The organism is Hydrogenophaga palleronii, assembly GCF_031457455.1.
GTDB classification, from domain to species: Bacteria; Pseudomonadota; Gammaproteobacteria; order Burkholderiales; family Burkholderiaceae_C; genus Hydrogenophaga; species Hydrogenophaga palleronii_A.
Genome location: NZ_JAVDWU010000001.1, coordinates 310302 through 324122 on the forward strand (window position 1 = coordinate 310302; position 13821 = coordinate 324122).

Here is a 13821-nt window from a genome sequence, read left to right on the forward strand (position 1 = left end):
CAAAGCCTTTCCGGCGCGAAATGCCTTCGTCCATGGATACCGAAGATCCGGCTTTGCCGGTCCAAGGTATCGCCCCCTTGAAGGGGTCGCGCGAAGCGCGGCGGGGGTGGGCCAGTCTCTCTACATGAACAGGTGTTCCCCTGCGTTGTCGCCGCCCAGGATCACGTAGTTCACCTTGCGCACGTCCATGAGTTTGGTGCCGCCAGCGTAGCTGATGGAGCTTTGCACGTCCTGCTCCATCTCCACCAGCGTCTCTGCCAGCTTGCCCTTGATGGGTTCCAGAATGCGCTTGCCTTCCACGTGCTTGTACTCGCCCTTGTTGAAGTCGCTGGCCGAGCCGTAGTACTCCTTGTAAAGCACACCGTCGACCTCGACCGTCTTGCCCGGCGACTCTTCGTGGCCGGCGAACAGCGAGCCGATCATGACCATGCTGGCGCCAAAGCGCACGCTCTTGGCGATGTCGCCATGGCTGCGGATGCCGCCGTCGGCAATGATGGGTTTGGTGGCCACGCGGGCACACCACTTGAGCGCGCTGAGCTGCCAGCCGCCCGTGCCAAAGCCGGTCTTGAGCTTGGTGATGCAGACCTTGCCCGGCCCCACGCCCACCTTGGTGGCGTCAGCGCCCCAGTTCTCCAGGTCGATCACGGCCTCAGGCGTGGCCACGTTGCCGGCGATCACGAAGCTGGCGGGCAGCTTCGATTTGATGTAACCGATCATGTCGCGCACGCTGTCGGCATGGCCGTGTGCGATGTCGATGGTGATGTACTCGGGCAGCAGTCCCTCGGCGGCCAGGGTGTCCACGGTGGCACGGTCGGCGGCCTTGACACCCAGCGAAATCGAAGCAAAGACCCCTTTTTCATGCATATCACGCACGAACTGCACGTTGTCCAGATCGAAGCGGTGCATCACGTAGAAATAGCCGTTCTGCGCGAGCCACAGACTGATGGATTCGTCCACCACCGTCTTCATGTTGGCCGGCACCACGGGAAGGCGGAATGTGCGCCCACCCAGCTCCACGCTGGCGTCGCATTCCGAACGGCTCTGCACGCGGCATTTGCGTGGCAGCAGCAGGATGTTGTCGTAGTCAAAAATTTCCATAGCAAGAGCTCCAGAAAACTGTTGTTGAACAGGGAGAGCGCTTGGCTTGGCCGGTTCTGTGCGCAGGGCACAAAAAAACCGGGCGCAAGAATCTTGGGCCCGGTGACTGATTCTAGGCGCCCCGAGCGGTTTTGGGGCGACTTTGCAGGCTGTCGCCTCTTATGGTCGCCATATGGCTGACCATATAGCCTGCTGCTGCACCGAGGCTTCCTACAATCGCCGGATGCTGTTTGAAGATCACGTTGCCCCATCCCCGCTGCTCGCGGGCCTGAACACCGAACAGGGGGCTGCCGTCACCTTGCCGCCTGAGCACGCCTTGATTCTGGCCGGTGCCGGTTCAGGCAAAACCCGAGTGCTCACCACCCGCATTGCCTGGCTGCTGCAGACCGGGCAGGTCACGCCGGGTGGCATTCTGGCGGTGACCTTCACCAACAAGGCCGCCAAAGAGATGATGACCCGGCTCTCCAGCATGCTGCCCATCAATGTGCGTGGCATGTGGATCGGCACCTTCCATGGTCTGTGCAACCGCTTTCTGCGTGCGCACCACAAACTGGCCAACCTGCCGCAGACCTTTCAGATCCTGGACACCCAGGACCAGCTGTCGGCCATTAAGCGCCTGTGCAAGCAGTTCAATGTGGACGACGAGCGCTATCCGCCCAAGCAGATCCAGTACTTCATCAGCGGCTGCAAGGAAGACGGCCAGCGCCCCGGCGACGTGGTGGCGCGCGATGAAGAAGCGCGCAAGAAGGTGGAACTCTACGCACTGTACGAAGAGCAGTGCCAGCGCGAAGGCGTGGTGGACTTTGGTGAGCTGATGCTACGCAGCTTTGAGGTGCTGCGCGACAACGACCCGGTGCGCGAGCACTACCAGCGGCGCTTCCGCCACATCCTGATCGACGAGTTCCAGGACACCAACCGGCTTCAATACGCCTGGATCAAGATGTTCAGCACGCCACCACTCGAAGGGCTCACGCCAGCCGGCAACGCGGTGTTTGCGGTGGGCGACGACGACCAAAGCATCTACGCGTTTCGCGGCGCGCGCGTGGGCAACATGGCCGACTTCGTGCGCGAGTTCAATGTGCGCCACCAGATCAAGCTGGAGCAGAACTACCGCAGCTGCAGCAACATCCTGGATTCGGCCAACGAACTGATCAGCCACAACAGCCACCGGCTGGGCAAGAACCTGCGCACCGACGCGGGTGCCGGTGAGCCGGTGCGCGTGTTTGAAGCCACCAGCGACTTCGCGGAAGCGCAGTGGATGGTGGATGAGATGAAGCAGCTCGCCCGCAAAGACGTGCCAAAGGCCGAAATGGCCGTGCTCTACCGCAGCAACGCCCAAAGCCGCGTGGTGGAAACCGCGCTCTTCAATGCCGGCTTGCCGTACCGCGTGTATGGCGGCCTGCGCTTCTTTGAGCGGGCCGAAATCAAGCACGCGCTGGCCTACCTGCGCCTGCTGGAGAACCCGAACGACGACACCAGTTTTTTGCGGGTGGTGAATTTTCCGCCACGCGGCATCGGCGCGCGCAGCATCGAACAGCTGCAGGACGTGGCGCGCAGCGCGGGCTGTTCGCTGCACGACGCCGTGAGTGCGGTCACGGGCCGTGCCGGCGTGGCCATCGGGGCTTTCGTGGCCAAGCTGGATGTGCTGCGCGAGCGCTCAGAAGGCATGACACTCTCCGAGATCATCGAACTGGTGATCGACCACAGTGGCCTGGTGGATCACTACCGGGCCGAGCGGGAAGGGCAGGATCGGGTCGAGAACCTGGAAGAACTGGTGAGTGCCGCCAAGAGCTTTGTCGGCATCGAAGGCTTTGGCCGGGACGCCGTGGCACGCACGGTGGACGCCTCAGGGCAGCCGCTCACGCAGAGCCCGGCCAGCCAGGGGTTTGACGCTTCGCTCCCGGTGCTGGACGAACCCCTGGCGCCCGATGCCGACACAGGCGAAACCATGAGCCCGCTGGCAGCCTTTCTGACCCACGCTGCATTGGAGTCTGGCGACAACCAGGCGCAGGCCGGGCAGGATGCCGTGCAGCTGATGACGGTGCACGCCGCCAAGGGCCTGGAGTTCGACTGCGTGTTCATCACCGGCATGGAAGAGGGCCTGTTCCCGCACGAGAATTCCATGAGCGACCGCGACGGCCTGGAAGAAGAGCGGCGCCTGATGTACGTGGCCATCACACGTGCCCGCAAGCGGCTGTACCTGAGCCACTCGCAGACCCGCATGCTGCATGGTCAGACGCGCTACAACATGAAGAGCCGCTTCTTTGATGAACTGCCTGAGGCTTGCCTGAAATGGCTCACGCCGCAGCAACCCGCCTGGGGAGTACCTAGCGGTGCCGGTGGTGGTGGCGGGCAGTGGCAGAACGGCCGCCGCAGCTTCGGCGCACCTCCTGTGTTGCAACCAGCCTGGTCGCCCGGCTTCAATGAAAAGGGCGATCCCAAAGGCCTGGGCCAGACCGCGCCCGAACCCGACCGGGGCACCGACATCCGCGCGGGCCAGGCGGTGTTCCACAACAAGTTCGGCGAGGGCAAGGTGCTGGCCATTGAGGGTGCGGGTGCCGATGCGCGCGCCCAGGTCAGTTTCACCCGGCATGGCGTGAAGTGGCTCGCACTCAGCGTGGCCAAGCTGACCCCCATCCCCTGAGCGTGAGAGAGCAGGTCAGCTCGGCTCAGGCGGCCTGGCGCAACGGTATGTCGCCGGTATCGGCGCGGAGTTGCTCTGCGTGGACCGACACGTCCAACAGGCGCACCTTGCTGCTGTAGTAGCGGTCCAGCCGCCATTCGGCAAGCACATCCAGCGCCAAGCGGAAGCTCTCGTAGTCCAGCTGGTACAGCGTCGCCAGTTGAAACGGCTGGTTCGACTCCAGCGACACCACCAGCGATGACAGGATCTGTGCGGATGGTAGGTCGGGATCGGATTCGATGAGCTTTCGGGTCTTCTTCAGTGCGAGCATGGGTTCTCCTGTGCAGTAGACAAAAAAGGGGACAGACTTGCCCTTGGCCGGGCCAAGCCAAGCCAACCGCGCAAGCATAGGCAACGAGACGCCGTATTTCGTGACAGTTCTGTGACGAAAGACCCCTTCGCCCGCGTCTGCGCCCCTTCAGCCGCCAGACGGTGCCGGTGGTGTGTCCCTGGAGGATGGCCGATCGGGTAGCAGCAAGGGTTGCCCCATGCGCAGGACGGTGCCGATGTCTGTGCCAGGGGCGATGGCGTAGCCCGGCGGCGCGAGCACGATGATGGTGGAGCCGTGTTCAAACCATCCCATTTCCTCACCTTTGGCGTAGGCAGCGTCACAAGGCAACTCATTGGGTCCCCGATAACGCAGGTTCAGCGGCACGTCGAGCGCGCGCAGGCGCATGCTGGCCACCAGAATGGCCGCCACCGGTACGAGTACCAGGCGTTCGCGGGTGGGCATGCGCAGGTGCAGCACCGCGCGTTCGTTCTTGCAGAACAGGCGCTCCACCCGTTTCAGCGCAATCGGGTTGACGTTCCACGTGTCGCCGCTGATGTAGGTCACATGTTCAAGCCGCGCGTCACACGGCGCGTGAAAGCGGTGGTACATGCTTGACGTGAGGCGAAGGGTGACATAGCTGCCACCCACCAGCGACTGGGCCAGGGCCTTGGCCCGGTCGTCATCGCCCAGCAGGTCGCTCAGGTGGTACGGAAAGCCCTTGGCCTGTAACACCTGCGGGCCCTTGCCGGCGCCGCCGTCTTCAATGAGGCCGTGCGCACCCACGATGCCGTCGCTGGGACTGGTCAGCACATCAGGTCGTGCATCGACGGTTCGGGCGCCCGGCTTGAGCTCGCGGGTGAAGCAGTCGTGCAGGCTGTCGAAGCGGGTCTTTTTGGCGTCGCTCAGGTCCAGATCGGTGAAGGTGGTCCAGGCCACCATGGACAGCTTGCGCACCCAGGGGTGGCGGATGCGGCTCCACCAGCCCATGAAGTGCGTGAGACCGATGCGCGGTACCCGGTTGGTCAGCAGGAAATTGAGGTCTTCGTTCAGGACGATGCGTTGCAGCGAGTGGCGCAGATTCATGGTGATGACATGTGGCTGAAATAGAAATGAGGACTTGTTGAAATAGCGGAGTCATCGACCATGCCTGTTTTCTCCTACGTATTGCCTGCGGGGGCGCTGGCGCTGGCCTTGCCCCGCATCAAACGACGCATTGAGCTTTCGCGCGCCAAGCACCGTTCGCTGGCCGGGCATTCGCTCATGGCCAAACGGCTGGCGCGCTGGATGCCCGGCTACGCCTTTGATGAGGCCCGCTTCTTCAACTGCGACAGCGCCCCCAATGCCGTGGTACAGCGGCGCCGCGTGGGGTTTGAAATGCTGGAGGCTGGCTTTGCCCAGCGATACGCCAGCAGCCTGGCGCTGACCGCCCAGGCCCGCGAAGGTCTGGCCGATCTGCAGTTCACCAGCGCCTACCGCGTGCCGTTCCAGTTCAGTCCCATCGCCAGCCAGCGGCTGCGGGTCGGCGCCTTCGTGCAATCGGCCGAAGGGAAGACGGTGACGGACCTCGATGGCAACCAGCTGATCGACCTCACTGGCTCGTACGGTGTGAATGTGTTTGGCGTGGATTTCTACAAGGCCTGCATGGCCGAAGGCGCGGCAATGGCCGAGCCTCTGGGACCTGTGCTGGGTGCCTACCACCCGTGTGTGGCCGAGGTGGTGACGCGCCTGAAGACGATTTCGGGGCACGACCAGGTGTCGTTCCACATGTCGGGCACCGAAGCGGTGATGCAGGCGGTGCGTCTGGCTCGCTACCACACGCGACGCAAACATCTGGTGCGCTTCTGCGGTGCGTATCACGGCTGGTGGGAAGACGTGCAGCCCGGCCCCGGCAACCCGATGCCGCCACGCGAAACCTACACCCTCAAGGACATGGACGAGAAAAGCCTGCAGGTGCTGCGCACCCGGCGCGACATCGCCTGCGTGCTGGTCAACCCGCTGCAGGCCCTGCACCCCAACCGCAATGCGCCTGGGGACTCGACACTGGTCGATGGCAGCCGCACGGCGGCCTACGACCGCACGGCGTACACAGCCTGGTTGAAGCAACTGCGCGAGGTGTGCACCGAACGCGGCATCGTGCTGATCTTTGACGAGGTGTTCCTGGGCTTCCGGCTGGCACCGGGCGGCGCGCAAGAATACTTCGGTGTGCGCGCCGACATGGTCACCTACGGCAAGACGCTGGCCGGAGGCTACCCGGCGGGCGTGGTCTGCGGCAAGCGCGAACTGATGCAGCGCTACCGGCCTGAGCGCCCAGCCGATGTGTGTTTCGCTCGCGGCACCTTCAATGCGCACCCCTATGTGATGGGCGGCATGCTGGCGTTTCTGAAACGCCTGGAGTCGTCTGCCATTCTCGCGCTGTATGAAGACCAGGATGCGAAATGGGCAGCGCGTGCACAGCGTTTCAACGACACCATGCAAGCGCAAGGCCTGCCGGTGCGCGCCGCGAACCTGCAAAGCATCTGGACACTGATGTACACCACGCCAGGCCGCTACCACTGGATGTACCAGTACTACCTGCGCTGGCATGGCATCGCATTGAGCTGGGTGGGCACCGGGCGCCTGATTTTCGGCCTGCATTTCACCGACGCCGACTTTGACGAGGTACTGCGGCGCTTTGTGGCAGCTGGAAAAGACATGCATGCCCATGGCTGGTGGTGGCAGGGTGCTCAGACCCACCAGTCGATCCGCAAGAGCGTGTTCCGGGAGATGCTGGCGGTGCGTTTCGGGCGTCAGCAAAAGAAGGCTTGAGCAATGAGGGGCGATGCCCCTGCCGCCGCGGGGCAGGGGTGAACATGACTCAGTGGCGATGACCGATGCCGGGGTCGATCAACTGACCACGCAGCAGGTGCAGCGGGGCCTTGTGATACAGCTTGATGTCATGGAACGGGTCGGTCAGGATCTTGGTCATCCACACCAAACCGGTCTGCACGTCCTGAAGGAAAAACAGGTGCACGGTGCGAAACAGCAGGCCGCCCACGCCCAGGGCCAGCCACAGCGTGCCTACCTGGCGGATGAAGGCCTCAGCGTCTGCCGGTGGCGGGAACAGGCCGAACACGCCAGGCGCCAACCATACCAGCAGCGGCGTGCCGGCCCACAGCGCCATCAGTACCACTTTGCGCCGCAGGTTGTAACCCACCTTGATTTCTTCCTTGTGTTCGTGGGTGGCCTGGTTCACCACGTCGTAGCCCTTGGGTTCAAAGAAGAAGTGGCCTGCCTGGCGGCTGGTCATGGACACCAGCCAGGCAATCAGCGCCGCCAGCACCGGGTCGGTCCACAGCAGCGCATAGGCCACCACGAAGCTGATTGCGCTGATGAGATGCAACGTCTGGTTGATGCGGCTGTGGTGGTAGTAACGGTGATCGTCCCAGCGCTGGACTTCGAGGGTGCGCAAAAAGTCTTTCACTTCATCTCCTGATAGGAATGGAACCAGAGAAAGCGGTCAATGACCACGCGCCATCGTCTTCGTCTTGCGTGAAATCGCCGTGACAAAACCCCCTTGTCACGCAACTGGCACAACATGGCCACAAAACAGGCGTCTGTCATCAGTTTGTTGCGCAGCCCAGGGAAGATCGCTGCATGCAAGAAGTGGCTTCACAGCACATCGTGGTGCAGGACTTTCCCGCCGGGCGCCCTTCGCTGCGGCTTTCAGTTGTCACCGAAACCTGGCCACCCGAGGTCAATGGCGTGGCCTTGACACTGGCGCGCCTTGTGAATGGCCTGTGTGCACGCAACCACCAGGTGCAGCTGGTGCGGCCCCGCCAGACCGGTGTGGATCTGGCCCAGAGCGACATCGGATTTGAAGAGGTGCTGATGCGGGGCATGCCTATTCCCAGCTACCCGCAGCTCAAGATGGGCTTGCCCGCGAAGAAAGCGCTGTTGTCGGCCTGGGCCGTGCACAGGCCCGATCTGGTGCACATTGCCACCGAAGGCCCGTTGGGCTGGTCGGCACTGCAAGCGGCCCTGCGCCTGCGGCTGCCGGTATCCACCGACTTTCGCACCAACTTCCATGCCTACAGCCAGCACTATGGCGTGGGCTGGCTGCGCAAGCCCATCGTGGCCTACCTGCGCAAGTTCCACAACCTCAGCCACTGCACCATGGTGCCCACTCGTGCGCTGTGCGCCGAGTTGCTGAGCAACGGCTTCCAGAATCTGCGGGTGGTGGCGCGCGGCGTGGATACCGCGCTGTTCCGGCCCGACCAGCGCAGCGACGCCTTGCGCAGCCAGTGGGGCGCCAACGAGCGCAGCGTGGTGCTGCTGGTGGTGGGGCGGCTGGCGGCTGAGAAGAACCTGGATGCCGCGATGGCCGCCTTTGATGCCATGCGAGCGAACCATGCGGATGTCAAGCTTGTGTTCGTCGGCAGCGGGCCCCAGCAAGCCGCCTTGCAGCAACGCTGCCCGGAAGCCATTTTTGCGGGTTCCCGCGGGCACGATGAGCTGGCCGGCTACTACGCCTCGGCTGATCTGCTGCTGTTTCCCAGTCTGACCGAGACCTTTGGCAACGTGACGCTGGAAGCGCTGGCCAGCGGCCTGCCGGTGCTGGCCTTCAACACCGCCGCCGCTTGCGACTGGGTGCTGCATGATCGCAGCGGCTGGCTGGTGGATGGCACCGGGACCGACACCTTCGCCGCGCAGGCGCGGGAGCTGGCGCAGCAACCGCACCGGCTGACCGACGCCAGGCTGCACGCACGAACCCATGTGGCGCAGCTCGACTGGGCACAGATTGCGGCTCAGGTGGAGGGCGTGTTTCTGGAGACCATGTCGCGCCAGCGTGGGCAGATCGGGCTTGGCGACGCAGCGTTGATCCACGAAAGATAGCGAGCCGCACGGCAAACAAGGCCTGGACAGGGCGTTGCGTGGGTCTCGGCGAATGACCCCTTTGTGCCCGGTTTCATGTCATTGAAGTGAGGTCGAATTCATGCGCCTGTCATGTGCAAACGTGACGATTTGCACACCAGCCGGCGAATCTGGCTGGTCACTCGAACACTTTCTACCGACACTCCCAGGAGCCCCACATGTCACACCCCGATGACGACGTCGTCTGCAACACCTCAAACAATCCGCACTTCCAGGACATCATCGAAAGCACGCTGCAAAACCCGGCGCGCCGCAACCTGATCCGTGGCGGTATTGGCCTGGCCGCCTTGTCCACCGTGCCCTTTCTGGCGGCCTGCGGCGGTGGCGACGATGACGGCCCACCCGACGGCAAAGCGCTGGGTTTCGACTCGGTGGGCAAGAGCCTGCTGGACAACGTGGTGCTGCCCGCCGGCTACACCTACCAGGTGCTGCACGCCACCGGCGACCGCCTGGACAAGAACCTCACGCCCTACAGCAACGCCGGCGCAGAGGCTGACGACTGGTCGCGTCGCGTGGGTGATCACCACGACGGCATGGACATCTTCTACATCGACCGCAAAGGCCGTTTCACCACCAAAGAAACCGACCGTGCGGTGCTGTGCGTCAACCACGAAAGCTCGGCCGACGCGCACTTTTTCCACCCCCGGGGTCAGACTTCGGGTGGCCAGGACGGCAAGAAGTTCAGCCAGTTTGGTGGCTGGGACCTGGGTGAGCGCCCCGAGTTGGAAGTGCTCAAGGAAATCAACCACCACGGCGTCTCGGTGGTGGAACTCACCAAGAAGGGCTCGACCTGGAGCTACAAGCTCGACTCCACTTACAACCGCCGCGTGACCGCGCAATCGCCCATGAAGATCGCCGGCCCGGCCGCGCATCTGAAAGACATCCAGGCCCTGCTGGTCACTCAATTCGACCCCACCGGTGCCACCAGCCGCGGCACGCTGAACAACTGCGGTCATGGCAAGACGCCCTGGGGCACCTACCTGACTTGTGAGGAAAACTGGGCCGCCTATTTCCAGATGCCCAAAGGCTCCAACCCCATCGATACCAAGCTCAGCGCCTCGCGCGCCCGCTATGGCGTGGCCCGCACGCCGATCGCCGAAGCCGCCACCTCCGCCTCCACGCAAGGCTGGTACACGCCGTCGGACAGCGACGACCGGTTCACACGCTGGAACGTGGCTGCCTGGGGCGCCAACGCGGCGGAAGACTTCCGCAACGAACCCAACACCTTCGGCTATATCGTGGAAATGGATCCGCTTGACCCGAAATCGACACCCGTCAAGCGCGTTGCCATGGGCCGTTTTGCGCATGAGGGTGCAGTGTGCAGCATCCCCCAGCCAGGCAAACCGCTCGCCTTCTACATGGGCTGCGATTCGCGCAACGAGTACATCTACAAGTTTGTGAGCGCGGCCAAGTGGACGCCTGCCGACGAAGGCCGTGGTCTTGCGGCCGGCGACAAGTACCTCAACGAGGGCCAGCTCTTTGCGGCCAAGTTCCATGCCGATGGCACCGGCGAGTGGCTGGAACTCAGCATCAAGGATCCCCGCATCAGCGGCTATGCCGCTTACCCGTTTGCCAACCAGGCCGACGTGCTGGTCAACGCCCGGCATGCGGCCGACGCGGTGGGTGCCACCAAGATGGACCGCCCGGAATGGGGCGCTGTCAACCCGAAGAATGGCGAGGTCTACATCACCCTCACCAACAACGCGGCCTCGCTTCGTTCGCCCACGACGGTGGATGCGGCCAATCCGCGCGCTTACGAGGACATCGACGGACGCAGGGGAACAGGCAATCCCAACGGCCACATCATCCGCTTCAAGGAGGACCGATCGCTGGCTTCTGCCACGAAATTCACCTGGGACATCTTCCTGTTCGGTGCGGAGGAAGATGCTGGCGACGCCAACCTCTCCAAGCTGACCGACAAGAACGCGTTTTCTTCACCGGATGGCCTGTGGTTCAGTCCGGCCAGTGGCATCTGCTGGATCCAGACCGACGACGGTGCCATGACCGACGAATCCCACTGCATGATGCTGGCCGCCATCCCCGGCGAGGTGGGTGACGGTGGACCGGTTACGGCTCAGAACCGTATTGGCTCGGTGACCGGTACGCAGAAAACCTTCATGGGTGCGTTACTGGGTGAAGCGCGGCTGCGCCGTTTCCTGGTGGGGCCTGCTGGCTGTGAAATCACCGGTGTGACCGAATCCCCAGACGGCAAAGCCATGTTTGTGAACATCCAGCATCCCGGCGAAGGCACTCCCGCGCTGGGTGCGGCCAGTGCCTTTGACCTGGAAAGCGAATGGCCAGCCAACCAGGGCTATGGCACGGCGGGTCGCCCGCGCTCAGCCACCATCGTGATCACCCGCAAAGACGGGCGCGTGATCGGCCTTTGATCCGCTTTCGCTGACAGTTGCCATAGAAATTGGGCCCGGCAGACCATCTGCCGGGCTTTTTTTTTGAGGCATTAAAGATGCTCGCCAAAGCACCAAAGCACCAAAGCAAAAAAGCAAAAAAGCAAAAAAGCAAAAAAGCAAAAAAGCAAAAAAGCAAAAAAGCAAAAAAGCAAAAAAGCAAAAAAGCAAAAAAGCAAAAAAGCCAGTCAGCGTGAACTGACTGGCATCGCGCCCGAAACCGGGCGTTTGATGGCGGGCAGGGCCGATCAGGTGCCCAGAACGCCGCCGTCGTTTTTGGTGATCACGATGGTGGCCGAGCGTGGACGCTTGCCGGCGCCGTAGCCGGCGTTGGTAGGCCACTGGCTCTGGTACTTGGCTGGGTCGTTCACATCGGCCATGGCCGTGCCTTCACCCGGGTGCTGGATGTTCACGAACATCGCTCGGCCGTCGGGCGTCTCGCACCAGCCGGTGATCTCGCAGCCCCTGGGGCCGACCAGAAAGCGCGCCAGCGTGGTGGGCGTCGGGGTCTTGCCTGCGTAGGTAGTGACTGTCTTGTCGCCGTGTTTGACCGTGCGTGCGCCACCGTCGCCGAGCTTGCCCGGGATGGCGGCCAGCATCATGCAGTTGGTCTTGTCGGTGTAGGCGCCGTCGTCGGTCTGGATCCAGCAGATGCCGGTGGCCGGGCTGAAGACCAGGCCGTCCGGTGCCGACATGTCGTTCTCGTCGGTCAGGTTCGACAGGTTCACGGTGGACTTGTCGGCGTCGGCCTCTGCGCCGAAGACGTAGATGTCCCACTTGAACGCCGCGCCGGCGGGCGAGGCGTCGGCCATGCGAACGATGTGGCCATGCACGTTGCCTTTCTGTTCCGTGCTGCCCTTCATGTCGGTGTAGACGCGGGGGTTCACAGCGTCGGTGGTGGCAGCGGTGCGGCTGCTGTTGTTGGTCAGGGTGATGTAGACCTCGCCCGTGATGGGGTGCACACCTCCCCACTCGGGGCGGTCCATCTTGGTGGCGCTCACGGCGTCGGCCGCCAGGCGGGTGAAGATGGCAACGTCGGCATCGCTCTTGAACTCGAAGTAGGAGCTGTTGGCGATCACCGGGTTCTTCATCGACAGTTCGACCCACTCACCGCTGCCATCACCCTTGAAGCGCGCAACGAACAGCGTGCCCTTGTCGAGGTATTTGTCTCCTGCGGCAAGGCGGTTGGCCGGGCTGGCGTCTTTCGGGTCCCACTTGGCATCAGACACGAACTTGTAGATGTACTCGCCGCGCGCGTCGTCACCCATGTAGCAGACGATGGGCTGGCCGGCCTGCGGCTTTGCGAAGGCCACGCTCTCGTGGGCGAAGCGGCCCAGCCCGGTGCGCTTGCGCATGGGGGCCTGGGTGTCGTAGGCATCCATCTCGACCACATAGCCGAAGGTGTTCATCTCGTTGCGGTAGTCGGCCTTGGCGCTGGCGGCGTGGGCACTGTTGTTCCAGCGCACGTACTGGTCCTGCGGGCCGGCGCTTTCCCAGCCGTGGCGGCTGGCCGCGCCGGCTTTGCGGCCATAGCGGTTGAGCGCCTGGACCTGCTTGTCTTTCTTGCGCGCGTCGTCGTCCTTTGCGTCACGGAAGAAGTAGCCGTACCAGTTTTCTTCGCCCGAGACAAAGGTGCCCCAGGGGGTTTTGCCTGTGCCGCAGTTGTTGAGCGTGCCCCGGCATTGGGTGGCGTCGTTGCTGAACTTCGTGACCAGGTGTTCGCTGCCGCGCGCCGGGCCATGAATGGCGGCCGTGGTCATGCTGGTGACGCGACGGTTGAACGGCGAGCTGGCCTTGTAGGCCCATTGCTTGCCGCTGCTCTGGACTTCAACGAAAGACAGGCCGTGAATGGCCAGTTCCTTGTCAACTTCCGACGCCGGGCGGGGCAGGGTGGACGCACCGCCGTTGGCGTGGATGAAGAAAGAGCTGAGCTTTTCGTCGGTGGTGGCTTCGTGGTTCACGGCCAGGATGCCGCGGCTGTTGAAGCTGTTCGAAGGCTTGCCTGAAGCGTCCAGACCGAACCACTCCATGCCGTCGTGGTGGTCGCCCGCCCGCTGGTCGAAAGCGGTGTCGGTGCCATCGTTCTTGAAGGCCGGCACGCCGGCAACCAGTGGGTCACCCAGCGCGTAGATGATCTGGGCGGTGTAGCCCTCGGGCACGATCACCTTGTCGGCCAGGCTCTTGGCCACGGGCTTGAAGCCCAGGCTGGTGAGGGCCGGGCCGGTGGTGCCGGTTGCCCCGCCGGCGGTGGCACAGCCACTCAGGGCCGATGCGCCCAGAACACCCGCACCAGCGGCACCGGCCGCGCCACGCAGCAGGCTGCGGCGGCTCAGGCGGGCATCGAGCACCTGCCTGAAGTGCGGGTTGGTTGAGGTGTTGGAATCTTCTTCGTTGAAGTCCGTGGCTTGGATGTCTTGTGGGGTTTGGTCGCGCATGCTTGCCTTGAGGCGTCG

At 63.4% G+C, this 13821-nt stretch carries 10 protein-coding genes; 5 read left to right on the forward strand and 5 right to left on the reverse strand.

Going from position 1 to position 13821, the window contains the following annotated elements:
- Positions 1 to 120 precede the first annotated feature (120 nt).
- Positions 121 to 1098 carry a GMP reductase gene (locus J2W49_RS01505; protein WP_310310832.1) on the reverse strand — a complete coding sequence of 326 codons (978 nt, stop codon included), beginning with the start codon at positions 1096 to 1098 and terminating at the stop codon, positions 121 to 123.
- A 223-nt stretch (positions 1099 to 1321) separates the two neighbouring features.
- Here J2W49_RS01505 and J2W49_RS01510 point away from each other — a divergent pair, with 223 nt between their 5' ends.
- Positions 1322 to 3742 (forward strand): UvrD-helicase domain-containing protein, encoded by a 2421-nt coding sequence (locus J2W49_RS01510; RefSeq protein WP_310310835.1) that lies wholly within the window; start codon positions 1322 to 1324, stop codon positions 3740 to 3742.
- 25 nt (positions 3743 to 3767) lie between these two features.
- Here J2W49_RS01510 and J2W49_RS01515 read toward each other — a convergent pair whose 3' ends face one another.
- Together J2W49_RS01515 and asd are read right to left on the reverse strand one after the other, a co-directional pair.
- Positions 3768 to 4052: a hypothetical protein gene (locus J2W49_RS01515; RefSeq protein WP_310310838.1), complete on the reverse strand. Its 285-nt coding sequence runs from the start codon at positions 4050 to 4052 to the stop codon at positions 3768 to 3770.
- Between the two features lie 147 nt (positions 4053 to 4199).
- Positions 4200 to 5135 carry an archaetidylserine decarboxylase gene (gene asd, locus J2W49_RS01520; protein ID WP_310310841.1) on the reverse strand — a complete coding sequence of 312 codons (936 nt, stop codon included), beginning with the start codon at positions 5133 to 5135 and terminating at the stop codon, positions 4200 to 4202.
- 60 nt (positions 5136 to 5195) lie between these two features.
- Here asd and J2W49_RS01525 point away from each other — a divergent pair, with 60 nt between their 5' ends.
- Positions 5196 to 6857, forward strand: coding sequence for an aminotransferase class III-fold pyridoxal phosphate-dependent enzyme (locus J2W49_RS01525; RefSeq protein ID WP_310310844.1), 1662 nt, complete (start codon positions 5196 to 5198; stop codon positions 6855 to 6857).
- A gap of 49 nt (positions 6858 to 6906) precedes the next feature.
- On the opposite strand, the gene J2W49_RS01530 is transcribed toward J2W49_RS01525, so the two are convergent.
- Positions 6907 to 7512 (reverse strand): hypothetical protein, encoded by a 606-nt coding sequence (locus J2W49_RS01530; RefSeq protein ID WP_310310847.1) that lies wholly within the window; start codon positions 7510 to 7512, stop codon positions 6907 to 6909.
- Between the two features lie 173 nt (positions 7513 to 7685).
- Between J2W49_RS01530 and J2W49_RS01535 the strand changes: the two genes are divergently transcribed.
- The 3 genes from J2W49_RS01535 to J2W49_RS01545 all read left to right on the forward strand — a co-directional run bounded on the left by J2W49_RS01535 (position 7686) and on the right by J2W49_RS01545 (position 11565).
- On the forward strand, positions 7686 to 8924 hold the full coding sequence (locus J2W49_RS01535; protein ID WP_310310850.1) for a glycosyltransferase family 4 protein: 1239 nt from the start codon (positions 7686 to 7688) through the stop codon (positions 8922 to 8924).
- A 197-nt stretch (positions 8925 to 9121) separates the two neighbouring features.
- The gene (locus tag J2W49_RS01540) at positions 9122 to 11350 is read left to right on the forward strand and encodes a PhoX family protein (protein ID WP_310310852.1); all 2229 of its coding nucleotides are present in this window, start codon (positions 9122 to 9124) and stop codon (positions 11348 to 11350) included.
- Between the two features lie 77 nt (positions 11351 to 11427).
- Positions 11428 to 11565: a hypothetical protein gene (locus tag J2W49_RS01545; protein ID WP_310310854.1), complete on the forward strand. Its 138-nt coding sequence runs from the start codon at positions 11428 to 11430 to the stop codon at positions 11563 to 11565.
- A gap of 51 nt (positions 11566 to 11616) precedes the next feature.
- Here J2W49_RS01545 and J2W49_RS01550 read toward each other — a convergent pair whose 3' ends face one another.
- The gene (locus J2W49_RS01550) at positions 11617 to 13803 is read right to left on the reverse strand and encodes a PhoX family protein (protein WP_310310856.1); all 2187 of its coding nucleotides are present in this window, start codon (positions 13801 to 13803) and stop codon (positions 11617 to 11619) included.
- Between the last annotated feature and the right edge of the window lie 18 nt (positions 13804 to 13821).